This window comes from Pseudomonas sp. S35, from assembly GCF_009866765.1.
Taxonomy (GTDB): Bacteria; Pseudomonadota; Gammaproteobacteria; order Pseudomonadales; family Pseudomonadaceae; genus Aquipseudomonas.
Map to the genome: position 1 here is coordinate 2549649 of NZ_CP019431.1, position 25040 is coordinate 2574688.

Consider the following 25040-nt stretch of genomic DNA (forward strand, 5'->3'; position numbering starts at 1 on the left):
CCACTTGATGGGAGGGGCATTCGATGATTCATAACAATAAAGCCGGCGCCGCACGCACGACGCTGTTCACCCTGGGGCTGCTCGGTTGCTGCGCCAGCGTCCAGGCCACCGAAAACGGCGCGCCGACCACTGCCGTCGGTGTGTATGACTTCGGCGCAGGGATGATGCCACCGGCAACGCCATTCGGCACGGTGGGGCTGCGCACGGCCTTCTACTCGGCCAACGTGCAGAAGGATCGCAACGGCCGCTCGATCGACAACCATTTCTCGCTGGATGTCTTGTCGATTGGCGTCGCCTACATGCGCATGACCGATCACACCGTACTGGGCGCCAACTATGGGTTTGGCGTGGTGGTGCCGTTTTTCAAGATGGACGCTTCCGTCAAGGTGCCGACGCCGGTCGGGCCGCTGAGCCTGGAGGCCGATCCGTTCAGGATGGCCGACATGCAATTTCTGCCGGTGATCCTGCAATGGAACCTCTCGCCGAACCTGTTCATCAACACGCAATTGCAGATCCAGGCGCCGACCGGTGACTACGACAAGAATCGTCTGATTTCCCCTGGCCTCAATCACTGGACGTTCTCGCCGATCGTCAACGCCACCTACCTCTCCGACAGTGGCTTCGAGGTTTCCTCAAGCTTTGAAGTCGACGTCAACACCCGTAACCCCGCCACCGATTACAAAAACGGTGTGGAGTACCGGCATGAGTTTGCCGTGGGCCAGCACGTGGGGCCGTGGACGCTGGGCCTGGGCGGTTACTACTACCGACAGTTCAGCGATGACGATGCGCCAGGGTTGCAGTCGGGCAATCGGGCGCGGGTGCTGGCGGTGGGGCCTGCGGTGAGTTACTTCAAGCCCGGCTTGCCTCCGGTCTGGCTGCACGCCTACAAGGAAACCGATGCCCGCAACCGTGCTGAGGGTTACACCGTGGCGCTGCGTATTTCTCAAAGCTTTTAAGGGGCTGGCCATGAATCCATCACGTTCTGAATGCGCACCACCGCGGCAAGCCACCGGGCGCCGTGAAGGGTTGGTGCTGATGCTCGGCAGCAGCCTGACCATCATGGGCGCGGTCATGGTTGCGCCGATCCTGCCCAAGCTTGGTGCCACGTTTGGCCCGCTGGAGCCTCGCGCCGACTTGCTGGTGCCCCTGGCGGTTACTGGGCCGGCATTGGCGATTGCCCTGTGCGCGCCGTTGGCCGGATGGTTGGCCGACCGGGTGGGGCGCAAGGCGTTGCTGGTCATCGCGACCTTGCTGTATGCGGTGCTCGGCGCCTTGCCGGCACTGTTGGATAACTTGCAGTCCATCGTCGGTGTTCGCCTGTTGTTCGGCTGCGCCGAAGCCGCTGTGATGACCTGCTGCGCCACGCTGATTGCCGACTATTGGCACGGTGAGGAACGCTTGCGCTACATCAATCGGCAGGTCGTCACCGTCGGCCTGGTGGGCTCGCTGTTCTTTGTAGTGGGCGGCGCGCTGGGCGAGCATTCCTGGCGTCTGCCGTTCCTGCTGTACCTGCTGCCATTGTTGCTGGTGCCACTGATGATGAAGGTGCTGTGGGAGCCGGATACCCGCCCGCAATCCCTCGACGAACCCGAGCAGGGCAGGGTAGCCGTGGTGCCGTTGGTGCTGGGTTACCTGCTGATCCTCAGCGGGATGGTCCTGAGTTTTATCGTGCCGATCCAGGCACCGATTCTGCTGGTCGGCCTGGGCGTGACCTCCAGCACGTTGATCGGGCTGTCGGCGGGGTTGGGTTTGCTGGCGACCCTGGGCGGTTCGCTGGCCTGGCCATTGCTGCGTCGACGCATCGGTATCGTCGGTTGCAATGCGTTATTGCTGACCCTGCTCGGGTTGGGGCTGTGGTTGCTGATGCGCGGGCAAAGCTACAACGCGGTGCTGGTGGCGGTGCTGATTCACGGCCTGGGCGCCGGGCTGTTGGTGCCCAACGTGATGGCGCCGGTCATGAATGCCTTGAGTGCCCGGACACGTGGGCGCGGCCTGGGCGGGTTCACGTCTTGCCTGTATTTCGGCCAATTTGTCAGCCCGCTGGTGGTGGCGCTGCTGGGTGTCTACGCCGGTGACCTGCGCACCTCTATCCAGTGGCTGGCGCTGGCCAGCTTTGCCTCGGCAGCGATCTGGGCGCTGGCAGGCCTGTACGCCCGCCGCAAAACGGTTCCCGGTGCCTTCGGGTCAAGTCATTCGTAATCAAGAGGAGAGGAACATGGACATCCAGAATTTGTTGGACCGCGAGGACGCTACCGGGCTGGCCGAATGGGTCCGCCGTGGCGAAGTACACCCCGGCGAGTTGCTTGAAGCGGTGATTGATCGGATTGAACGGGTCGAGCCGCAGCTCAATGCGGTGGCCGAGCGTCTGTACGAGTCAGCCCGTGAAACTGCCCGCACATTGCCGCCCGGCCAAGGCGTGTTCGCTGGCGTACCGACTTTGATCAAGGACTTGTTTTCGCCGGTCAACGGCGCGGCAATGACCAACGGTTCCCAGGCGCTGGGAGGGTTTCGCGCAGATTTTGAAGCCGAACTGGTGACCCGCCTGCGCCGTGCCGGTTGCGTGATTGCAGGCACCAGCACCTCGCCCGAATTCGGCACGTCGTACTCCACCGAATCCACGCGTTTTGGCGCTACGCGCAACCCCTGGAGCACCGGCCACAGTGCGGGCGGCTCCAGCGGCGGCGCGGCCGCCTTGGTGGCGGCGCGTGTCGTGCCGTTTGCCCACGGCAACGATGGCGGCGGCTCCTTGCGTGTGCCGGCGTCCTGCTGCGGGGTGTTTGGCCTCAAGCCGAGTCGCGGGTTGCTGCCATCCGGGCCGATGGTCGGCGAAGGCTGGGCCGGCATGGGCACGCCCCATGGGATCACCTTGTCGGTGCGTGACAGTGCCGCCTTGCTGGATGCTACGGCGGGTATCGACCTCGGCGCACCCTATGCCGCACCGATGCAGGCGCAGCCCTATGTTTCGGCGTTGCAGCGCGACCCACGACCGCTGCGTATCGCGCTGGTGGAGCAACTCGGACCGTGGCCGACCTCCAGCGAAGCGCTGGCGTCGGTGCAGGAGGCTGCCCGGTTGTGCCAATCCCTGGGCCATCGGGTTGAGCCGGTGAATCTGCCGGTGGCACTGCCGGCATTTCTCGACCAGGTCTTCACCATCATTGGCGCCAGTACGCGTCACTATCTCGACGTGCTGGGCCAGATGCGCGGTTTTGCGGTACAGCCCGAAGAGCTCGAGGCGCGCACCCGGATTATTTTGCGCAGCAAGGGCCATGTCAGCGGGGCTCAGTATGCGGGCGCAGTGGAGTGGATTCACGGTTTGGGCCGGCAGTTGGCGGTGTTCATGCAGGATTACGACCTGATCCTCACACCGACCCTGGCCCGTGAACCGGCACCGATTGGGGAGCTGGACTTGCAGGACGACCGCTTGAGCCTCGATGAGCTGATCGAGCGGTTCCACAGCTACTCGCCGTTTACCGCCTTGTTCAACGCCAGCGGGCAACCGGCGATGTCAGTGCCCTTGCACTGGAGCGCAGCCGGCCTGCCGATGGGCGCCCACTTCGCCGGTCGTTTTGGCGAGGAAAGCACGTTGCTCGCCCTGGCCGCGCAACTGGAGCGCGCCCAGCCCTGGCGTGGTCGCGTACCGCCGGTCAATGCCTGCCGGTTGTCCGCTCAGGGGCTGTAAGGCGCATAGGCTGCAGAATGCCTAGCGTGCCTGGAGCGATTTGCCTCAACCGGTCCAGGCGCTGCTGACATCGAGGCCAGAGTTTTTTTAAGCGGTGTGGGCCAGGGTGCCGTTGTCACTCGGTTGCAAAGCGTTGCCTTTTTATCCGGTACATATCGTCGTCGGCATGGCTGAGCAGCATGTCGGCATCCTTGCCGTCTACCGGGTACAACGCCACGCCGACACTGCAGGACGGCATCTTCACCGCGCCAAACTCGGCACTCAGCGGCTCGGCCATGACTGCGAGGATCTGCGCCACCTTGGCGGCAATTGCTTCCTGGGATGGGATGTCCGTCAGCAGCACGGTGAATTCGTCACCGCCCATCCGGGCCACCAGGTCGCTCTCGCGTACGCAACGCTCCAAACGCCGTGCGATCACACACAGCACACGATCGCCCATAGCATGGCCATACATGTCATTGATGCCCTTGAAGTCGTTGATGTCCAGAAACAGCAACGCCAGTCTCTGGTTGTGGACCTGTGCGGTTTGCAGGGCGCGGTCCAGCCGATCATTGAACAGCGACCGGTTGGTGAGGGCCGTCAGCGGATCATGATGGGCGAGGAAACGTAACTCTTCCTCGGCCTGGGTGAGGGCAGTCACGTCCCGTGCGACACCGATCCGTGCGCCCACCTCTTCGGACCAGAAGGCTGCCCATAAAATGTGCACGACGCTGCCGTCCTTGCGCAGATAACGGTTGCGAAAGTCCACATGGGGCTGGCCATTCATGACACGGACAATGGAGGCCCGGGTGCGTGCGAGGTCTTCAGGGTGCATGTAGCGGGTGATCAAGGTGCCAATCAGTTCGTCGGCACGGTAGCCGAGCAGTGCCTGGCAGGCATCGCTGACAAAGACGATCTGGTTGTCACTGTCGACGACAAAGACCGTATCCAGCATCAGGTTGATCAGTTTGGGGTAGAGAGCTTGCAGGTCAACGGGCATGGGTCATCGGGCGTCCGGTTCATATCGGCCGATCATAGCCCGATCATGAACAGAGGCGATGGGCAATCCTGCAAATTGTTGTGCCTTCTGTCGCGGTCTAGGCCGGCTTCTGTTGCGGCGTGGCCATCAGTGAATCGGATCCAATCATGCGCTGGGCGCCGTGCGACCGAGCGGTATCGCATGGACGTCATCGTCGCAGGGACGCAACACCGTCCCTGCGACTGCCCTCGCTATCAGAAGTCCAGCGTCACCCCGGTATACAGCGCACGGCCATCGCCCGGCGAATGCAACGAGGCCCGGGCACCGTCCGGGTCATACCAGGCATACGCGTAGTAGCGGTTGGTGAGGTTTTTCAGTTGCAGGTCGACACTGACCGCCCGCGTCACCTGATACGTGGCGCCGAGGTTCATCAACACGTAGCCGCCGTAGGTGCCCTTGGTGTTTTCGCGTTCGAGGTAGTAGTTCGTCTGGCCGTTCAGCCAGGCGCTTAGTTGCAGGGCGGGGGTGGCTTTGTAGCTCACGCCGGCGTTGTAGAGGTGATGGGGGATATGGTCGATTTCCTGGCCTTTGCTATTGGGCAAGGTCGCACTGGGCTTGAGGATTTTCGAGTATTGCCAGGCGTAGGCCATCCAGATATCGGTGCGGTCATTGGGGCGCAGGTTGAGCTGCGCGTCGTAGCCCCAGCGCCGGGTTTCGCCGACGTTATCCGATTCGCCACTCGGGTCGTTGAGCCGGCGGCTGACTTCGCCACTGGCTTGCTGTTGCCAATAGGCCACGCGGCCATCGATCCAATCGGCGGGGGTGAACTTGATGCCGGTTTCCCAGCCTTCGTTGATCGACGGCGCCAGGTCGGTGTCCCGCGGTGGAATCTTGTAGGCCGCAGCACCCGTGCCCACCTGGAATGTCCGGCCCCAGTTGGCGTAGACGCTGGCGACCGTCCAGGGCGAGTACACCACGCTGAGCTTGGGTTGTTTGATCAGCCCGTAGTCGTTGATGTCGTAAGCCATGCCGGTCATCTCGTTGGTGAAGTCGCCCTGGATCTTGTCCACGCGGTACGCCGGGATGATTTTCAGTGATTCGAACGGTTTGATCTCGGCCTGGACGTAGGCGCCGTAGGTGTCGAAGTCAAATTGCTGGTCGCGGGTCTGTGCCAGGCGCGCGCGATTGTGTGTGCGGTAGCGCTCGCTTTTGTTCTGTTGCTGTTGAATGTCTGCGCCGCCTTCCAGGGCAAAGTCATACAACCCACTGACCTGCGGGCGCCAGGTCAGGCTGGTAAGGGCGCCGTACTGGGTTTCGTAGGCGTCGCGTTCCTGCTGGGCGCTGGTGCGCCAGTATTGGGTCCAGCGTCGGTCGTCAAAGGTATTGACGTAGGTTTTTGCCGACCAGGACAGGGTGTCGGCCAGTTCCGTGTCCAGGTGCAGGCTGAGCTGGTTCATCCGCCGGGTGCCTTTGTCGGTGGCGTTGTAACTGTTGGTCATGGTCGGGTGGTGGCGGGCGTCGTCTTCACTCAAGTAGCCGGGCTCTTGCGCCTCGGTTTCGTAGTGGCGGGCAATCAGGCCGATGCGGTAACGGTTGTCGTCCGGGGTGTAGAACCATTTGCCGGACATCGAAAATTTATCTGCAACGCCATGATCGCGGTAGCCATCGGATTTCTGGTAGGCGAAGAAGTAGTTCTGCGTCCAATTGCTGCCTTCGATGCCTTTGGCCAGTTGCGTTTCCTGGGTGTTGTAGCTGCCATAACGCACCCGCGCCTTGGTGTACTCGCCACCGGTGCGGGTCAGCATGTTGACGTTGCCGGCGATATTGTTCAGGCCATAGCGCGGATCGCTGGTGCCACGTACCACCTCGATGCTGTCCAGTTCCAGGGGGAAAATCATGTCCATGAACGGCATGTTGCCGTCGTTGCTGTTGCTGGGGATGCCGTCGATCAACAGCTTCACCGCATTCACTTCACCTTCGCCGTTGAAGCCGCGAAAGGAGATCTTGCCGGAGGTGGTGCCTTGGTTGAACTGCGTGAGCATCACCCCCGGCGCACGGCTGAACAGCTCCCAGCTGTAGTTGACCGGCATCTTTTCCAGGATGTCGGCACCGAGGATATCCACGGAACTGAGCACGCTGCTGGTGCTCAGCGGGCCACTGGCGTCGGAAGTGCCCTGGACGGACACGGTACCGAGGGTCAGGGCCGGGTTCTCGCTGGCGTGAAGCAACGGGTGGACTGCAAACAGGCCCGCCGAAAGCAGGGGTAACAATGAATAAGGCGCAGCGACGCGCTTTGCGCGAGGCAGAGTCAATGGAGCAGGCATAGGGCACGCTTCCTGATGAACAAAAAACTTCAAGGACGTTCAGCCACCCCCACGGGGCGGCGAAATACACAGGGTTTCTGGGACGATCAGGCGACAGGGGAGGCGCGGGGGCTCAGGCTGGGCCAGCGCACCCTGGGGTGCAGCGTTGGCAACACAGGGTTGTCGAGGGCGGTGTCGGGGGCGTAGCGCGGCAGCAAATGCCGGTAATAGTCGCTCGGCAGCGCCGCCAGCCCGGCATGGCCACAGCAGCAATCGCCGTGCTTCATCGCGGGGGTCGAAGGGCCGGACTTGAGCGGGTCGAGCAGCTTATCGAAGCCGGGCGGCAGTGTTTGTGCCGTGCCCCCGGAGCAGAACCCGCCCCACAGCATCAAGCCGATATCCGGCGTCTGCATGGCGCGACTGAGTGGCATTGCCAGCATGTTCAGCAACAGGGCCAGGCAGGCGACCCAAGGGCTGATGCGTTTGAACAGTGCCATGAATGACGCCGACGCAAAGGGGCGGATATTTAGCCGTAACTGGGGCGCGAAGTACAGGTCCATCCGTGCGTTATTACGCCGCAGTTCCTGCCCGTTGAGTCACCATCGTGTGAAAGGTGAAGGCATTCGTTTGAGTGTCTACGTTGTCGTACAACTGAATGCGCTATGATACGCATTCCCTTGCAAACCGAGATTTGTGTTCTTGATGGACTACCCGAACGTCCAGCCCACCGTTCGCCGCCGGCACCGCAGCCTGGCCGAAGAACTGGTCACCGAGCTTTCCCGGCGCATTTGCACTGGGGAATTGGCGCGTGCCACCAAGCTGCCCACCGAATCCGAGGTGATGGCCGAGCACGGCGTCAGTCGCACGGTGGTGCGTGAGGCCATTTCGCGCCTGCAAGCCTCGGGCCTGGTGGAAACCCGGCACGGTGTCGGCACGTTTGTGAGGGATATTCCCAGCCCCAGCGGGTTTCGGATCGACCCCGACACCATCGTGACCTTGCAGGATGTGCTGGCGGTGCTGGAATTGCGCATCAGCCTGGAAGTAGAAGCTGCCGGCCTGGCCTGCCTGGGGCGCACCGACCAGCAATTGCAGGTGATGCGTGACTCGCTGGATGCGCTCAACTCGCGGGCGGTGAGCGCCGATTATGCGGTGACGGCAGACTTTCAGTTTCACCAGCAGATCGCGCTGGCCACCGGCAATCGCTACTTCACCGACATCATGTTGCACCTGGGGGTCAACATCCTGCCGCGTACGCGCTTGCACTCAAAGCGCTTGGCCAACGCCAATAAAGAGCCTTACCTGGAGCGTTTGAGTCGCGAGCACGAGGACATCTACAAGGCCATTTTGCGCCGTGATGCCGACGCCGCACGGGCGGCGATGCGCCTGCACCTGTCTAACAGCCGCGAGCGTATGCGCCGGGCCTATGAAGCGGCCGCCGCCGAATTGTCGAACGGCCCGGCTGCGGTGAACGCGCCGCCCTGAAGCCGGCCACCGGGCTCATCCGCAGGCGGTTGCGGTTGCTGCTCGACCTTGGCGCGAAACTGCTCCGAGCTGTCCTGCGGTGCAAAGCCCAGGTGCTCGGCATGCCGATTGCTCCACCAGCGCTCCTTATTGTCTGAAACGCCATACACCACACTGTGCCCCACGTCCTTGGCCAGCAGGGCGCGGGCCACCAGGTGGTCCAGGTCTGCGTAGCTCAGCCAGGTGTGCAGCATCCGCCGGTTGCGCGGTTCGGGGAACGACGAGCCGATGCGCAAGCTCACGGTTTCAATCCCATAGCGATGAAAATAGAACGCCGCGAGGTCTTCGCCGTAAGCCTTGGAGAGCGCGTAGTAACCATCCGGGCGGCGCTGTGCGTGCACATCCAGTTCCACGTCCTGGGGGTAAAAACCGGTGACGTGGTTGGAGCTGGCAAACACAATCCGCTTGACCCCTTGTTGCCGCGCCGCTTCGTAAATATGGAATGTGCCGCGAATATTGGCGTCGAGAATTTCCTCGAACGGCCGCTCCACTGAAATCCCACCCAGGTGCACGATCGCGTCAACGCCGTCGACCAGCGCCGCCACGGCAGCCTTGTCGGCCAGGTTGCACTGGATCACTTCGTCGTGTGCACCTGCGCTGGGCGCCATGGCGCTGATGTCCGAGGCACGCACGATGTCGGCATGGGCCTGCAAGGTTTCCCGCAGGATCTGCCCCAGGCCGCCGGCCGCGCCGGTGAGCAAAATGCGAGTGAAGGGTTTGGGCTGTGTGGTCATGGTCAGGTCTTCCATTGAGCGCTGGATGCAAAGGGTTTGCCTGGCGAGCGATGCGCGTTCGCCAGGCAAGTCGCAGGGAGGGGGGCGTTACATGAAGTTGTATTGGATGCCCAGGCGCCACCGCGCCTGACGGTCTTCTGTGGTGGAGTTGACCTTCACATCACCAATCTCCATGAACGGGGCCCATTCCTTGGTGAGCTTGTATTTGACGATCAGGTTCTGTTCGTAGTCGCTCTTCTTGTTGTCGTAGCGGATGTAGTCGGTCTTGAAATAGATGAACTGATATTCGTACGCCCACTTACTGGCCGGCGTGTAGCCGAGCCAACCCTCGAAACGGTGGGTGGTCTGGTCATCCTTGATGTGGTCGGGCAAGTCCTCGTTGACCTGATCGCGGTCGAGCTTCTTGGTGTCCAGGCGATAGCGCGTGGCGGCGTAGAAGGCGTCGTTGATCTTGTAGTTGTACTTGAGGCCCAGCTTGTAGGTGGTCGAGTCTTTTGAACTGTCCATCTGGAACGCCGGGGTCAACGTCGATTGCGGGCTGAGCTTGTAGTTGTAGCTCACGGTGAACTCATGTCCGTTGTTGACCATGTTGTCGTAGGCCACGTCTTCACGGTCCCCGGCCGTGCGGTATTTCATTTCCGCTTCAAATCCCAGGCCACTGTCCAGGCGGTAGTTGAGCTTGATTCGGTCAGCGTGGGCGCTGTCTTCCTCAGTGAACTGGTGGCGGTAGTTGATGCTGGCAGAGTCAGCGCTGACATACAGCGGCAGGCCGAGGGTCAGGGCAGTAACGAGCGTGCGTAGGGTGGTGTTCATACGGTCTTCTTTTTTTTGTTTTTGTTAGGGTCGTTTGACGGTTGCTACGGCGATGCGTTGTTGCGTGTGGCTCTCATCTAAGGTGCCGATATACGTTATCGTACGACAAGATGACTCGTCTAGCGGTTATCGGTCGATTTGAAACACTTTGAAACATATGTGCCATATGAATAGGGCTTTACAGCAATTGCTGTTATTCCTTGGTTGTCTTTAAAAATAAGGGTTTTACCGGGTTTGGCGGGAAATGCATGGTGAAGCGGGGTGGGTTATTGGGTCTTTTCAAGTGTTGTACGATGACCTATGATCGGTCGCAACAGACGACATTCCTGTCTCAAATCCAATAAGAAGGCTTAAGACGTCCATGAGAATCACAGCAGTCAACGTCCAGGTGTTTTCCTACCCGACCCGCCGCGCAGTCGACAGCGCTGGCCATGCCCACCCCGGTGATGTCACCCAGGCGCAGATGGCTTTGCTGCGCATCCAGACTGAAGACGGCCAGGAGGGTTTCGCGTTCGGCGCCCCTGAATTGATCCGCCCGTATGTGTTGGATGGGTTCGTGCGCAAAGTGCTGGTGGGGCAGAACGCCTTTGATCGCGAAAAAATCTGGCAAGACCTCGCCCATTGGCAGCGTGGCAGTGCCAGCCAACTGACCGACCGTGCCTTGGCCCTGGTTGAGCAGGCGCTGTGGGATTGGGCGGGACGCAAACTCGGCGTGCCGGTGCACAAGTTGATCGGTGGTTTCCGCGACAAGGTGCCGGCCTACGGCTCGACCATGTGTGGCGACGAGCTGCCCGGCGGCCTCGCTACCCCCGAAGATTACGGGCGCTTCGCCGAGACCCTGGTGCAGCGCGGCTACAAGGCCATCAAGCTGCACACCTGGATGCCGCCGGTGTCGTTCGCCCCGAGCCCGCGCATCGACGTCAAAGCCTGCGCGGCCGTGCGTGAAGCGGTGGGGCCGGACATCGCACTGATGCTCGACGGTTACCACTGGTACAGCCGCACCGAGGCGCTGTACATCGGCCGCGAGCTGGAAAAACTCGACTTTGCCTGGTTTGAAGAGCCGATGATGGAAGAGTCCGCCGAGTCCTATGCCTGGCTCGCGGGGCAGCTGGATATTCCGGTGCTCGGCCCGGAAACCTTGTCCGGCAAACACCTGGCCCGCGCCAGTTGGGTCAAGCACGATGTGTGCGATATCTTGCGTGCCGGTGTCGCGGGCGTCGGCGGTATTGCGCCGTGCCTGAAAGTCGCCCACCTGGCCGAGTCGTTTGGCATGGATTGCGAAATCCACGGCAACGGCGCCGCCAACCTGGCGGTGGTCGGCGCGATCAAGAACTGCACGTGGTATGAGCGCGGCCTGTTGCACCCGTACCTGGATTACGACGAAGTGCCGGCCTACCTCAACCGCCTGGTGGACCCGATGGACAACGATGGGTTTGTGCACCTGTCCGATTCGCCGGGCCTGGGCGAAGACATCAATTTCAATTACATCGAGACCAATACGCTTAAAAGCTTCTGACGTGTAAACGGTCAGCTCGGCATACGTTGAGCTGGCCGAGAGCCCTATAAATATAAAAAAGGCACTCTCGCTATGAACATATTTCCTTCGCTGTGGGCGCGGGTATTCGTCGCCGCCCTGGCCGTCACCGCCGTACCGGCAAGCTTTGCCAAAACCCCGGCCGATCAACTGATCGTCGGCATGAGCATGATCAACCTGCTGTCCCTCGACCCGGCGGCCGCCACCGGCCTGGACGTGTCGGAAATCAACGCCAACCTCTATGACATGTTGCTCGTGCAGGATGTCGCCCAGCCAGATCGCCTGGTACCTGCGCTGGCCGAGCGCTGGCAGGTCAGTGAGGACCGCAAGACCCTGACCTTCAACCTGCGCAGTGGGGTGAAGTTCCAGTCCGGCAATGACTTGAGCGCCGAAGACGTAGCCTGGTCGCTGCACCGGGTGCTCAAGCTCAACCTCGCGCTGGCCTCCACCTGGAAGGCCTACGGCTTCACTGCCGAAAACGTCGAGCGCTACATGCGCGCCACGGATGCCAACACGTTCGTGATCGAACTGCCACGGCCGACCGACCCGCTGTTGGTGCTCAACACCCTGGCGACCTCGCCGAGTGCGTTCATCCTCGACCGCAAAAAAGTCCTCGAACACCAGAAAGGCAGCGACATGGGCGCCGCCTGGCTGGTGACTCACGCGGCCGGCAGCGGCGCATTCGCGCTCAATGACTGGCGCGCCAACGACGTGATCCTGATGACCCGTTTCGACGGTTACTGGGGTGGCCCGGCCAAACTCAAGCGCATCGTGATGCGCAACATGACCGAGTCGCAGTCGTTGCGCCTGATGATCGAGCGCGGTGACCTGGATATCGCCAAAGGCATGTCCGCGCCGGACATCGAAGCCCTGCAGAAAAGCGACAAGGTGCGCACCCAGACCCTGCAACGCGGCACCCTGTATTACGTGGCGCTGAGTGTGAAGCAACCGATGTTCGCCGATGCGCGGGTGCGCAAGGCCGTGCGGTCGCTGATCGATTACCAAGGCATCAACCAGACGGTCATGCCCCATTACGGCGTGATCAACCAACGCCCGATGCCGTTGGGTCTGGCGGCGCGCCTGCCGGATCCGGGTTACACACTCAACGTCGAGCAAGCCAAGGTCTGGCTGGCTGAAGCGGGTTACCCGAATGGTTTCAAAACCACCATTCGTGTGCTGGCCGAACCGCCGTTCATCAACATTGCCTCCAACCTGCAATCGACCCTGGCCCAGGCCGGCATCCAAGCCAGCATCATCACCGGCACCGGTAACCAGATCTACGGCGCGATGCGCGAGCGTACCTTCGACATCATCGTCGGTCGCGGCGGTGGCGGGGCAGAGCGTCACCCCCATTCCAGCCTGCGCACCCTGGTGTACAACCCGGATAACCGCGACGAAGCCAAACTCACCAACTTCCAGGGCTGGCGCACCTCGTTCTACAGCCCTGAACTGAACCAGTTGATTGAGCATGCAGAAGTCGAACCGGATGCCGACAAACAACTGACGCAGTACCGCGAGATCCAGGCGCAGGTCGATCAACAGGTCGGGGCTATTTTGCCGGTCTCGCAGATGACCGACACCGTGGTGGTGTACACCGACGTGGCCGACTTCCAGGGCCACACCGCTGCGACCACGCGCTACAAAGACGTCTACAAAAAGCGCTGATCGATTTACCAGGAGCTCACTATGTTTGTTATGACTGCCTCTGTCATGGGCGCTCGCGCTTCCAATACCCTGCGGCGTGCCAGCACGGTGCTGGTGACGTTGCTCGGCCTGTTGGCGCTGACCTTTATCATCGGCCGGGTCATGCCGCTTGACCCCGTGCTGGCGGTAGTCGGGCCGGATGCCGACAGTTCCACCTACGACCAGGTGTACCGGTCGATGGGCCTGGACAAGCCGATCTGGACCCAATTCGGCCTTTACCTCAACGACCTGCTCCACGGTGATTTCGGCAACGCGTTGCTGACCGGCCACCCGGTGCTCGATGACATCCTGCGGGTGTTCCCGGCGACCATCGAGTTGGCGACGTTGGCGATCCTGTTCGGCGTGCTGATCGGTTTGCCGCTGGGCGTGTGTGCGGCCAGCAACCAAGGTCGGCTCGGCGACCACGTGGCACGGGTGATCACCCTGTTCGGCTACTCCACCCCGATTTTCTGGCTGGGCATGATGGGCCTGCTGGTGTTCTACGCCTGGCTCGGTTGGGCCGGTGGCGCGGGGCGCATCGACCTGGCCTACGACGGCATGGTGCCCGAGGTCACTGGCCTGTTGCTGATCGACACCTCGCTTGCCCGTGACTGGGACGCCTTCGCCAGCGCCCTGCGGCATATCGTGTTGCCGGCGCTGATCCTGGGCCTGAACTCGGTGGCGTACATCAGCCGCATGACCCGCAGCTTCATGCTGGAGCAGCTGTCCCAGGAATACATCATCACGGCGCGGGTCAAGGGTTTGTCCCGGCGCCAAGTGGTGTGGGGGCATGCGTTTCGCAACATCCTCGTGCAGTTGCTCACCGTGGTTGCGCTGGCCTACGGCTCGCTGCTCGAAGGTGCGGTGCTGATCGAAACCGTGTTCGCCTGGCCGGGGTTCGGCCAATACCTCACCAGCAGCCTGATGCTCGGTGACATGAATGCGGTGATGGGCTGCGTGCTGGTGATCGGCCTGATTTTCGTTGCGCTCAACCTGATCAGCGATGCCTTGTACAAGGTGTTCGATCCGCGCACCCGTTAATGCGCAGCGCAGTACCGATAAAACTATAAGAAGAAGGAATTTTTCATGACATTTTCGAAACTGCACCTTGGCCTGCTGAGCGCTGTTCTCGCCCTCGGCCCGATGACCCTGGCCAACGCCAAGACCCCGGCTGATCAACTGATCGTCGGCATGAGCATGGTCAACCTGTTCTCCATAGACCCGGCCAATGCGCCCGGCCTGGATGCGTCCGGTGTCAACGCCAACCTTTACGACACCCTGATCAAGCGTGACCAGGGCAACCCGGAAAAACACCTGCCGCAACTGGCCGAACGCTGGGACATCAGCGAGGACGGCAAGCAGGTGACGTTCCATCTGCGCCAGGACGTGAAATTCCATTCGGGCAACCCGCTGACCGCCGAGGACGTGGCGTGGTCGCTGTACCGCGTGATGAAACTCAACTTCGGCCTGGCCACCACCTGGAAGGCTTATGGCTACAGCGTCGACAACATCCAGGCGCTGATCCGCGCCACCGACGCCCACACTTTGGTGGTCGATCTGCCGCAGACGATGGATCCCTTGCTGTTGGTGGACTCCCTGGCCATCTCGCCCAGCGCCGTGATCGTGGACCGCAAGACCGCCTTGTCCCATGAAAAAAACGGCGACCTTGGCGCCGGTTGGCTGGTGACGAACGAGGCGGGCAGTGGCCCCTTCGTGCTGACCAAATGGAGTGCCAACGATTCACTGCTGCTGACCCGTTTCGACGGCTACTGGGGCGGCGCGGCCAAGCTCAAGCGCGTGGTGGTGCGGCACATGACCGAATCCCAGTCCCTGCGCCTGATGCTCGAACGCGGCGACCTCGACCTGGCCTACGGCATGGCCGCGCCGGACATTCGTGCCATCGACGGCTCGGACAAGATCCAGGTGCAGTCGCTGCCACGCGGCACCATGTACTACGTGGCCATGAGCATGAAGCAGCCGGAATTTGCCAAGCCCAAGGTGCGTGAAGCGGTGCGCAACCTGATCGACTACAAAGGCCTGGACCAACAAGTGATGCCGTATTACGGCAAGCTCAACCAGCAGCCGATGCAGTTGGGCCTGGAGGCGCGCCTGCCGGATCCGGGCTATCACATGGACGTGGCCAAGGCGAAAGCCCTGCTGGCGCAGGCGGGTTACCCCGAGGGGTTCAACACCACCATCCGCACGCTGTCGGAGCCGCCGTTCATTGATATCGCCGCACGCCTGCAAGCGACCCTGGCCGAAGGCGGGATCAAGGCCAGCATTGTCACCGGCACCGGCAACCAGGTGTACGGCGCGATGCGTGCGCGCAATTTCGAGATCATCGTGGCCCGGGGCGCCGAGCGTTACCCGCACCCGTATTTCAGCCTGCGCACGTTCGCCTACAACCCCAACAACAGCGACGACGCCGGCCTGCCGAACTTCCAGGGCTGGCGCGCTTCGTTCTTCAGCCCACAGATCAACAGCCTGATCGACCAGGCCGGCGTGACGCGTGATTCGGCGCAGCGGGTCAGCCTGTACCACCAGGCACAGAACCTCTACGACCAGCAAGTGGGGCCGATCCTGATGATTTCGCAGATGACCGACACCGTGGTCAGCGCTGCCGATGTCAAGGGCTTCAGCGGTGACGATGCCGAGGCCACCCGTTACCTGGGTGTCTACAAGCAGCGTTGAGTGCTTCCAGAATTCACACAGAGAAGATGCTTATGAATGCCAATCTGTCTTCCATCGAATCGGCGGCGAAACGCCCGGTGGATCGCTCGCCAGGCTCCAGCTTCGATGCTTTTTGCAAGAGTGGCCTGCGGGTGCTGCGCCACTTGCTGCGCAACCCCATGACCCTGGCAGGCCTGCTGGTGGCAATGCTGTTGGTGGTAGTCGCGGCCTTTGCGCCGTGGATCGCCACCCACGACCCGGTCGCGCAGAACCTCGCCAACGCCTTGCAGGCGCCGGGCTCGGCGCATTGGTTCGGCACCGATGAATATGGCCGGGATATTTTCAGCCGGTTGGTCTACGGCTCGCGAATCACGCTGTACATCATTGGCCTGGTGACGGTGATCGTGGGGCCTATCGGCCTGTTTATCGGCACCGTGTCGGGCTACTTCGGTGGTGCGGTCGACACCGTGTTCATGCGCTTGACCGATATCTTCATCTCCTTTCCCAGCCTGGTCCTCGCGCTGGCGTTTATCGCGGCCCTCGGCCCTGGCCTGGAGCACGCGGTGGTGGCGATTGCCTTGACCTCCTGGCCGCCGATTGCGCGGCTGGCGCGGGCTGAAACCCTGTCCTTGCGCAACGCCGATTTTGTCGTCGCGGTGGAGCTGCAAGGCGCGTCGCCCGCGCGGATTATCCTGCGCCATATCGTGCCGATGTGCCTGTCCTCGGTGATCATCCGCCTGACCATGAACATGGCGGGGATCATCCTGACCGCGGCGGCCCTGGGCTTTCTCGGCCTGGGCGCCCAGGCGCCGCTGCCGGAGTGGGGCGCGATGATTTCGACCGGTCGCCGCTACATGCTCGAATGCTGGTGGCTGGTGGCGGTTCCAGGGGCGGCGATCATGCTGGTCAGCCTGGCCTTCAACCTGCTGGGCGATGGCCTGCGGGATATTCTTGATCCGCGCAGCGAATAATCGGAGAACACCTTATGTCCGCCATCAAACTGAATGTCGAAGGGCTTAACGTGCGCTTCGTCAGTGGCCAGAAAGAAACCCACGCCGTGCGCGACGTGTCCTTTACCTTGGGCCGGGAGAAGCTGGCGATCGTCGGTGAGTCCGGCTCCGGCAAATCCACCGTGGGCCGCAGCTTGCTAAAGCTGCATCCGCCCAGCGCGAAAATCACCGCAAAGGCTATGGCGTTTGGTGAAGTCGACCTGTTGTCGGCCAGCGAAAAGGCCATGCAGAAGATTCGCGGCCAGCGCATCTCGATGATCATGCAAGACCCCAAATACTCGCTGAACCCGGTGGTCAAGGTCGGCGACCAGATCGCCGAAGCCTACCTGGCCCACCACAAGGCCAGCCGCAGCGATGCCCGCGAGCGCGTGTTGCAGATGCTGGAGCAGGTGCACATCCGCGACCCGCAGCGCGTCTACAACCTGTACCCCCATGAAGTCTCCGGCGGCATGGGGCAGCGCATCATGATCGCGATGATGGTGATCACCCGCCCTGAAGTGATCATCGCCGACGAGCCCACCTCGGCGCTGGATGTCTCGGTGCGCCAGCAAGTGCTCAACGTGCTGGAAGAGTTGGTGGACCAGCAGCAGATGGGGCTGATCTTTGTCAGTCACGACCTCAACCTGGTGCGCAACTACTGCGACCGCGTGCTGGTGATGTACGCCGGGCGTGTTGTCGAATCCCTGGCCGCCTGTGACCTGCACTACGCCGAGCACCCCTATACCCGTGGCCTGCTGGCCGCGTTGCCGAGCATGGATAACCGCCGTGCGCACCTGCCGGTGCTCAAGCGCGACCCCCTCTGGCTGACCCAATAAGGAACCTGACCATGCCCATGATCCAAGCGCACGCCTTGAACCTGAGCTTCGGCACCGGTGCTGCCATCAACCAAGTGCTGCACGATGTGAGCCTGAGTGTCGCCGACGGCGAATCGTTCGGCCTGGTGGGGGAGTCCGGCTCGGGCAAGACCACCGTGCTGCGCTGCCTGGCCGGGCAATACCGGCATTGGAATGGCGAACTGAGCATTGCCGGCGCGCCGTTGCAGCACAAGATTCCCAAGGAACACTTTCGCAAGGTGCAGATGGTGTTCCAGGACCCCTACGGTTCCTTGCACCCTCGGCACACCATTGACACCGCCCTGCGCGAGCCGCTGATTATCCACGGGGTAGGGGACAAGGACGACCGTATTAACGAGATCCTGCTCAAGGTCGGCCTGAACGACAGTTTTCGCTTTCGCTACCCACACCAGTTGTCCGGCGGCCAGCGTCAGCGAGTGGCGATTGCGCGCGCCTTGATCCTGGAACCACGGGTGCTGCTGCTGGATGAGCCGACGTCGGCGCTGGATGTCTCGGTCCAGGCCGAGATCCTCAACCTGCTGGCGGACCTGCGTCAGCGCGAGAAACTCACCTACCTGCTGGTTACCCATGACCTGGGTGTGGTGACTCACTTGTGCGACCGGGTGGCGGTGATGCAGCACGGCAAGATCGTTGAGTTGCTTGACTGTCATGCCCTGAGCCAGGACCAGGCGGCGCACGACTACACGCGCATGTTGGTGCAGGCCAGCCGTGACTTCAGTCAGGAGTCTGAGCGGCGCCGTGTTGGCTAAAAAAACATAGTCATCGTATGACTATGTTTTGATTTATTTATTGTTTGTTGTGATAAAGCGCCTATTTCATTGGGTTTATATCCATTTTCACCATGAAGGGCGTTTAGAGGTTGGCATTAATATTTTTATAGTTGTACGATGACGTACCTCTTAAGGTATTCCATTCATTTTTCGATTTGAGGTTTGCGAACATGACGCCACAAGAACTAAAAACAGTCCTGTCTTCCGGCTTGCTCTCGTTTCCGGTCACCGACTTTGATGCCGCCGGCGACTTCCGCGCCGACACCTACGCACGCCGCCTCGAATGGCTGGCGCCTTATGGCGCCAGTGCGTTGTTCGCAGCGGGCGGCACGGGGGAGTTCTTCTCCCTGGAGTCCAAGGAGTACACGCAGATCATCAAGACTGCCGTGGACACCTGCAAAGGCCAGGTGCCGATCCTCGCCGGTGCCGGTGGCCCAACACGCCAAGCTATTGCGTATGCCCAAGAAGCCGAGCGCCTGGGCGCTGCGGGTATTTTGCTGATGCCCCATTACCTCACCGAAGCCAGCCAGAAGGGCTTGGTGGCGCACGTTGAGCAAGTGTGCAACTCGGTGGATTTCGGCGTGGTGGTGTACAACCGCAACCTCTGCCGCCTCAACGCCGACAGCCTGGAACAGCTGGCCGAGCGCTGCCCGAACCTGATCGGCTTCAAAGACGGCATTGGTGAGGTCGAATCCATGGTCAGCATCCGCCGTCGCCTGGGCGACCGCCTGACTTACCTCGGCGGCCTGCCGACTGCCGAAGTCTATGCCGCCGCCTACAAGGCCCTTGGCGTGCCGGTGTACTCCTCGGCGGTGTTCAACTTCATCCCGAAAACCGCGATGGACTTCTACCGCGCCGTGGCTGCCGACGATCACGCGACGGTGGGCCGTTTGATCGACGATTTCTTCCTGCCGTACCTGGCGATTCGTAACCGTTGTGAAGGTTATGGCGTGAGCATCGTCAAAGCCGGCGCACGCCTGGTGGGCCATGACGCAGGCCCGGTACGTGCACCACTGACCGATCTGTTGCCCGATGAAGTGGAGCAACTGGCGGTGCTGATCAAGTCCCTCGGCGCTCAATAAGCCCCTGTAGGAGCGAACTTGCTCGCAAAAAAGCCCAGACGGCCCGGGCCACTGGGTGGCGCTGCGTTTTCGTTGACGATTTTCGCGGGCAAGCCCGCTCCTGCAACAAGCCTTATTAACCGGAGTATCCGCAATGCCCCATTGCATCATCGACTGCCCCGCAACCCTGGCCCAGCGCATCGGCGAACAACGTCTGCTGGCCACCGTGCACGACACCCTCGACGGGTTCGGCGTGTTCAAGCCCGGCGACATCAAGGTGCGCCTCAACGGCTTCAGCCATTACCGCTGCGGCTCCACTGAAGACGACTTCGTGCATGTCGCGCTGTACCTGTTCGCCGGGCGCACGGTCGAACAACGTCGCAGCTTGGCTTCGGCAACACTGGCGGCCCTGATCGAGTTGCTGCCGCAGGTCGAGGCACTGTCTATGGACGTGCGCGAAATGCCCCGCGAAACCTTCATCAATCGCAGCCAATACCTCGAAGAAACCGGGCGGCCGATGTAGCCCTCAATGTGAATACCGGCAAAAACAAGGAGAACAACATGCCGTATCAACCCTCGCAAAAAACCTCAGCGCGTTGCGCACTCGCCCTTATCGCCCTCGGCTGCAGCCCTCTGTCCTGGGCGCTGCAAGCACCCTCGAAACTGCAAGTACCGACCCTGGCTTATGACGATCAGCAAATCATCCTGGTCTGGGACAAGCCTGCCGATCATGGCGCCATCCAGGATTACCGGGTGTACGCCAACGGCGTGTTGATGGGCAGCGCCAACGCCAACAACGATCAGGTCTCACCGGCCAAGCCCTATATCGACCAGTTCTACCGGCAGGACACCGCCAACTTCCACCATCGCATCGGCATTCACAGCTACACCGCCCAAGGCCTGAAGCCCGACACGGCCTACCGATTCACCGTGCGTGCAGTGGACGGCAACGGCAAGGAATCGGCAGACAGCGCCCCCGTACAGCAACGCACCACTAAGGTCGCGGCGCTGTTCGACGTGAAAAAATACGGCGCCAAAGGCGACGGCAGCCACCTCGATACCCTGGCGATTCAGAACGCCATCGATGCCTGCACCCCAGGCTGCAAAGTCCTGCTGCCCAAGGGCACCTACAAGAGCGGCGCGCTGTACCTCAAGAGCAACATGACCCTGGAGATCGCCGAAGGCGCGACCCTGCTTGGCTCCGAGCGCGCCGAAGATTACCCATTGGCCGGTTACATCCAATACCCGTATTCCACCACCGTGCGCCCGGCCTCGCTGATCAACGCGTTGCCCCGCGATCCGCGCCAGCATCAGTCATTCGAAAACATCCGCATCGTCGGCAAGGGCACCCTCGACGGCAACGGCTGGAAGCGCAACGCCGACGTCGTTGATGAGCGCGGCCAGCCGCTGCCGTTCTACCTGCCCAGCGACAACACCCGCTATGCCCAGGACGGCATCCTCGCCAAGGCCCAGGTGGAACAAGCCGTGGCGCGGGGCATGAACGTCAAGGATGCCTATGGGCAAATGCGTTCTTCGCTGATCACCCTGCGCAACGTCAAGAACGTGTTCTACGGCGGCTTCACCGTGCTCAACCCGGCGTTCCACGGGATCATGAACCTGGAGACCGAAAACGTGGTGCTGGCCAACACCACCCACAAGACCTACGACGCCAACAACGGCGACGGCATCGAATTCGCCAACAGCAAAGGCGCGATGGTCTTCAACAACTTCTTTGACACCGGCGACGACTGCGTCAACTTCGCCGCCGGCACCGGTGCGAATGCCGTGCACCAGCCGCCTCAGGAAGACGCGTGGATTTTCAACAACTACTTCCGCAAAGGCCACGGCATGGTGGTGGCGGGCAGTCATACCGGCGCGTGGATCCAGAACATCCTCGCTGAAGACAACGTCTCCGACGGCACCGACGCGGGCCTGCGCATGAAAAGCACCAACTTCATGGGCGGTGGCGCGCGCAACGTGACGTTCCGCGATTCGGCGATTCGCAACACGGTCAAGCAGGCGTTTATCTTCACCCTCGACTACAACGACCCCAACGCCAAACTGGACTACCAACGCTCCACGATTGCCGGGCAGTTCAAGGACATCCGCGTGAGTGACGTCAGCGTAGAAAACGCCCAGGGCGCGGCCATCGAGGTCAAGGGCGATGCCGTGCACAACGCCTACCATCAGGGATTGGTGTTCGAACGCGTGCGCTTTAGCGGCGCGGCCAAGGCGCGTATCGATGGGTTGAAAGACTCACGCTTCGAACACGTGGTGTTCAGTCAGACCGGCGGCGCCAATCCGTGGCAAGTGAGCGGTAGCCAAGGGCTGGTCTTCAAGGACGTGCAACCGACACCTTGAACGCAAAGAACTCACCACAGGGTTAGGTGTCGGCCTCCACCCGTGCCTTGGGGGTGTGTCAGCGAATCATCTGTAACTGAACCACCACATTCTTGTGGTGAGCGGGCTTGCCCCGCGCTGGGCTGCGTAGCAGCCCCAATAAGGTCGCCGCGGAGTGCCAGAATTAATCGAGGTGGTGGTTTTGGGGCCGCTTCGCGGCCCAGCGCGGGGCAAGCCCGCTCACTACAGGGTTAGGTGTTGGCCTCCATCCGTGCCTTGGGGGCTTGTCAGCGAATCATCTGTAACTGAACCACCACATTCTTGTGGTGAGCGGGCTTGCCCCGCGCTGGGCTGCGTAGCAGCCCCAATAAGGTCGCCGCGGAGTGCCAGAATTAATCGAGGTGGTGGTTTTGGGGCCGCTTCGCGGCCCAGCGCGGGGCAAGCCCGCTCACTACAGGGTTAGGTGTCGGCCTTCACCCGTGCCTTGGGGGTGTGTCAGCGAATCATCTGTAACTGAACCACCACATTCTTGTGGTGAGCGGGCTTGCCCCGCGCTGGGCTGCGCAGCAGCCCTAATAAGGTCGCCGCGGAGTGCCAGAATCAATCGAGGTGGTGGTTTTGGGGCCGCTTCGCGGCCCAGCGCGGGGCAAGCCCGCTCACTACAGGGTTAGGTGTTGGCCTCCATACGTGCCTTGGGGGTGTGTCAGCGAATCATCTGTAACTGAACCACCACATTCTTGTGGTGAGCGGGCTTGCCCCGCGCTGGGCTGCGCAGCAGCCCCAATAAGGTCGCCGCGGAGTGCCAGAATTAATCGAGGTGGTGGTTTTGGGGCCGCTTCGCGGCCCAGCGCGGGGCAAGCCCGCTCACTACAGGGTTAGGTGTTGGCCTTCACCTGTGCCTCATGGGCTTGTCAGCGAATCATCTGTAACTGAACCACCACATTCTTGTGGTGAGCGGGCTTGCCCCGCGCTGGGCTGCGCAGCAGCCCCAATAAGGTCGCCGCGGAGTGCCAGAATTAATCGAGGTGGTGGTTTTGGGGCCGCTTTGCGGCCCAGCGCGGGGCAAGCCCGCTCACTACAGGGTTAGGTGTTGGCCTTCACCTGTTCCTCATGGGCTTGTCAGCGGATCATCTGTAACTGAACCACCACATTCTTGTGGTGAGCGGGCTTGCCCCGCGCTGGGCTGCGTAGCAGCCCTAATAAGGTCGCCGCGGAGTGCCAGAGTTAATCGAGGTGGTGGTTTTGGGGCCGCTTTGCGGCCCAGCGCGGGGCAAGCCCGCTCACTACAGGGTTAGGTGTCGGCCTTCACCTGTGCCTCATGGGCTTGTCAGCGGATCATCTGTAACTGAGCCACCACATTCTTGTGGTGAGCGGGCTTGCCCCGCGCTGGGCTGCGCAGCAGCCCCAATAAGGTCGCCGCGGAGTGCCAGAATTAATCGAGGTGGTGGTTTTGGGGCCGCTTCGCGGCCCAGCGCGGGGCAAGCTCGCTCACTACAGGGTTGTGGGTCGGCAACATATTGGGCAGCAGTTATGTATAGGGGGTGATAGCATTAGGCCACTTGTCTTGAGTGTTGCTTATGTTTCCTGGCCTTATCCGCGTACTTGTCCTGGGCCTCATTTTGACGCTGTCGAGCCTGTCCGCGCTGGCGGCCAATACGCCTTGCTCCGGCCGCAAGGGGGGCATTGCCGGTTGTGACGGTGATGTATTCCTGTGCAACGACGGCTCTATCAGCGCCTCGAAAAAAAGTTGCACCGCCTACACCGGCAACCGCTTGGCACGCCCGGCCGTGCAGCCGCTGCAAGGTCGCTCGCAGAGTTGCAGTTGTGGCAGCGGTGCGTACTGCACCGGTCCACGGGGCGGGGTCTTCTGCCTCACGCCTTCCGGGCAGAAAAGTTACCGGCGCCACTGACATCAAAATGTGCGGCTGTGGCAGAAAGAAGGGACAAAATAGCGGTTTGCCATTCAATTTTCATAAAAGCGTAACAATGCTGATGCAGAGTTCCGGGAGCCCGTAATCACAAGGATTTCCCTGAATGAAACGTCTGATGAAGTCAGCTGCACTCGCCGTTGCGGTTTCTCTTAGTGCCACCTCGGTATTTGCTGCCGAGAACGTCCGTCTGACAGGTTCTGGCGCCAGTTTCCCCGCGCCGATCTACCTCACCTGGTTCAAGGATTTCAGCAAGAAGACCGAGGGCGTCACGGTTGACTACCAATCCAAAGGCAGTGGCGCGGGTGTCCAGGACTTCCTGAACAAAACCGTGGACTTCGCCGCCAGTGACTCGGCCATGAAGGATGAAGACATCGCCAAGGTCGCCGAAGGCGTGCAGTTGCTGCCGATGACTGCGGGCGAAATCGTGCTGGCGTTCAACCTGCCGGGCAATCCCAAAGAGCTGAAGTTGCCACGCGATGTGTACTCCAACATCTTCCTGGGCAAGATCACCAAGTGGAACGATCCGCAGATCGTCGCCGCCAACCCTGGCCTGAAACTGCCGGATATGCCGATCACCGTGGTCGTGCGTGCAGACTCCAGCGGTACCACTGCCGTCTTCACCAAGCACTTGGCGGCCATCAACCCACAGTTCCAGAAAGACTTGGGTGAAGGCAACACCGTCAACTGGCCTGCCAGCGACAAATTCATCAAATCGCCGAAGAACGACGGCGTGACCGCCACCGTACGCCAGACCCCAGGTGCGATTGGCTACATCGAATACGGCTTCGCCAAGCTGGCCAAGGTTGACTTCGCCCAACTGCAGAACAAGGCCGGCAAGTACGTGGTGCCTAACGCCGAAAGCGGTGCCGAAGCGCTGGCTGCGGTGAAGATGCCGGAAAGCCTGGTGGCCTGGCTGCCGGACCCGGACGGCGCCAAGTCCTACCCGATCACCTCCTACACCTGGATGATCTTCCGCAAGGACAACGGCAACCCGGCCAAGGCCAAGGCCATGCGTGAAATGGTCGAATACAGCCTGACCGAAGGGCAGAAAATCGCTGACTCGATGGGCTATATCCCGCTGCCGCAATCGGTGGTTGATCAGGTTCGCAAAGCGTCCGCCAACATTCAGTAACGCTCGTGCGGCCTCTCTCGGCGGGCGCTGTCAGCCCAGCCGGGAGA

21 protein-coding genes are annotated in these 25040 nt (G+C 61.4%); 16 read left to right on the top strand and 5 right to left on the bottom strand.

The features are described 5' to 3' along the window. The first annotated feature begins 23 nt into the window (after positions 1-23). The 3 genes from PspS35_RS11615 to PspS35_RS11625 are packed head-to-tail and all read left to right on the top strand — an operon-like array spanning position 24 to position 3679. Complete coding sequence (locus PspS35_RS11615) at positions 24-956, top strand: transporter (protein ID WP_159934549.1); 933 nt, start codon at positions 24-26, stop codon at positions 954-956. Positions 957-966: 10 nt separating this feature from the next. Continuing rightward, positions 967-2199, top strand: coding sequence for an MFS transporter (locus tag PspS35_RS11620; RefSeq protein ID WP_159934551.1), 1233 nt, complete (start codon positions 967-969; stop codon positions 2197-2199). 16 nt (positions 2200-2215) lie between these two features. Next, a complete protein-coding gene (locus PspS35_RS11625) occupies positions 2216-3679 on the top strand; it encodes an amidase family protein (protein ID WP_159934553.1) in 1464 nt (487 codons plus the stop codon). 115 nt (positions 3680-3794) lie between these two features. Here the strand turns inward: PspS35_RS11625 and PspS35_RS11630 are convergent, their stop codons facing one another. The 3 genes from PspS35_RS11630 to PspS35_RS11640 all read right to left on the bottom strand — a co-directional run bounded on the left by PspS35_RS11630 (position 3795) and on the right by PspS35_RS11640 (position 7437). Then, entirely contained in the window at positions 3795-4658 is an 864-nt protein-coding gene (locus PspS35_RS11630) for a sensor domain-containing diguanylate cyclase (protein WP_159934555.1), read from the bottom strand. Positions 4659-4891: 233 nt separating this feature from the next. Next, complete coding sequence (locus tag PspS35_RS11635; RefSeq protein ID WP_159934557.1) at positions 4892-6961, bottom strand: TonB-dependent receptor; 2070 nt, start codon at positions 6959-6961, stop codon at positions 4892-4894. Positions 6962-7047: 86 nt separating this feature from the next. Then, positions 7048-7437: a DUF2946 family protein gene (locus PspS35_RS11640; protein ID WP_159934559.1), complete on the bottom strand. Its 390-nt coding sequence runs from the start codon at positions 7435-7437 to the stop codon at positions 7048-7050. A gap of 205 nt (positions 7438-7642) precedes the next feature. Here PspS35_RS11640 and PspS35_RS11645 point away from each other — a divergent pair, with 205 nt between their 5' ends. Further along, entirely contained in the window at positions 7643-8422 is a 780-nt protein-coding gene (locus tag PspS35_RS11645) for a FadR/GntR family transcriptional regulator (RefSeq protein WP_159934561.1), read from the top strand. Here the strand turns inward: PspS35_RS11645 and PspS35_RS11650 are convergent. Both PspS35_RS11650 and PspS35_RS11655 read right to left on the bottom strand, forming a co-directional pair. Further along, positions 8362-9195 (bottom strand): NAD(P)-dependent oxidoreductase, encoded by an 834-nt coding sequence (locus tag PspS35_RS11650; RefSeq protein ID WP_159934563.1) that lies wholly within the window; start codon positions 9193-9195, stop codon positions 8362-8364. The two genes, PspS35_RS11645 and PspS35_RS11650, sit on opposite strands and share 61 nt — an antisense overlap. 87 nt (positions 9196-9282) lie before the next feature. Beyond that, positions 9283-10008, bottom strand: a complete 726-nt coding sequence (locus tag PspS35_RS11655; protein WP_150676215.1) for an oligogalacturonate-specific porin KdgM family protein — start codon at positions 10006-10008, stop codon at positions 9283-9285. A gap of 361 nt (positions 10009-10369) precedes the next feature. Between PspS35_RS11655 and PspS35_RS11660 the strand changes: the two genes are divergently transcribed. The 12 genes from PspS35_RS11660 (at position 10370) to pstS (ending at position 24993) form a co-directional block, all read left to right on the top strand. Beyond that, positions 10370-11524, top strand: coding sequence for a mandelate racemase family protein (locus PspS35_RS11660; protein ID WP_159934565.1), 1155 nt, complete (start codon positions 10370-10372; stop codon positions 11522-11524). A gap of 72 nt (positions 11525-11596) precedes the next feature. Next, positions 11597-13207, top strand: coding sequence for an ABC transporter substrate-binding protein (locus PspS35_RS11665; protein WP_159934567.1), 1611 nt, complete (start codon positions 11597-11599; stop codon positions 13205-13207). A gap of 21 nt (positions 13208-13228) precedes the next feature. Continuing rightward, positions 13229-14266 (top strand): ABC transporter permease, encoded by a 1038-nt coding sequence (locus tag PspS35_RS11670; RefSeq protein ID WP_099584516.1) that lies wholly within the window; start codon positions 13229-13231, stop codon positions 14264-14266. 45 nt (positions 14267-14311) lie between these two features. Beyond that, positions 14312-15916, top strand: a complete 1605-nt coding sequence (locus tag PspS35_RS11675; protein ID WP_159934569.1) for an ABC transporter substrate-binding protein — start codon at positions 14312-14314, stop codon at positions 15914-15916. A 32-nt stretch (positions 15917-15948) separates the two neighbouring features. Continuing rightward, entirely contained in the window at positions 15949-16866 is a 918-nt protein-coding gene (locus PspS35_RS11680) for an ABC transporter permease (protein ID WP_159934571.1), read from the top strand. A gap of 14 nt (positions 16867-16880) precedes the next feature. Next, entirely contained in the window at positions 16881-17720 is an 840-nt protein-coding gene (locus tag PspS35_RS11685) for an ABC transporter ATP-binding protein (protein ID WP_122308271.1), read from the top strand. Positions 17721-17731: 11 nt separating this feature from the next. Continuing rightward, on the top strand, positions 17732-18508 hold the full coding sequence (locus tag PspS35_RS11690) for an ABC transporter ATP-binding protein (RefSeq protein ID WP_159934573.1): 777 nt from the start codon (positions 17732-17734) through the stop codon (positions 18506-18508). A 191-nt stretch (positions 18509-18699) separates the two neighbouring features. Further along, positions 18700-19611 carry a 5-dehydro-4-deoxyglucarate dehydratase gene (kdgD, locus tag PspS35_RS11695; RefSeq protein ID WP_159934575.1) on the top strand — a complete coding sequence of 304 codons (912 nt, stop codon included), beginning with the start codon at positions 18700-18702 and terminating at the stop codon, positions 19609-19611. 133 nt (positions 19612-19744) lie between these two features. Beyond that, positions 19745-20113: a 5-carboxymethyl-2-hydroxymuconate Delta-isomerase gene (locus tag PspS35_RS11700; RefSeq protein ID WP_159934577.1), complete on the top strand. Its 369-nt coding sequence runs from the start codon at positions 19745-19747 to the stop codon at positions 20111-20113. A gap of 38 nt (positions 20114-20151) precedes the next feature. After that, positions 20152-21951 (top strand): glycoside hydrolase family 28 protein, encoded by a 1800-nt coding sequence (locus PspS35_RS11705; protein WP_159934579.1) that lies wholly within the window; start codon positions 20152-20154, stop codon positions 21949-21951. A gap of 1556 nt (positions 21952-23507) precedes the next feature. Then, the gene (locus PspS35_RS11710; protein ID WP_159934581.1) at positions 23508-23840 is read left to right on the top strand and encodes a hypothetical protein; all 333 of its coding nucleotides are present in this window, start codon (positions 23508-23510) and stop codon (positions 23838-23840) included. A gap of 124 nt (positions 23841-23964) precedes the next feature. Continuing rightward, positions 23965-24993: a phosphate ABC transporter substrate-binding protein PstS gene (gene pstS, locus PspS35_RS11715; RefSeq protein WP_159934583.1), complete on the top strand. Its 1029-nt coding sequence runs from the start codon at positions 23965-23967 to the stop codon at positions 24991-24993. Positions 24994-25040 lie beyond the last annotated feature (47 nt).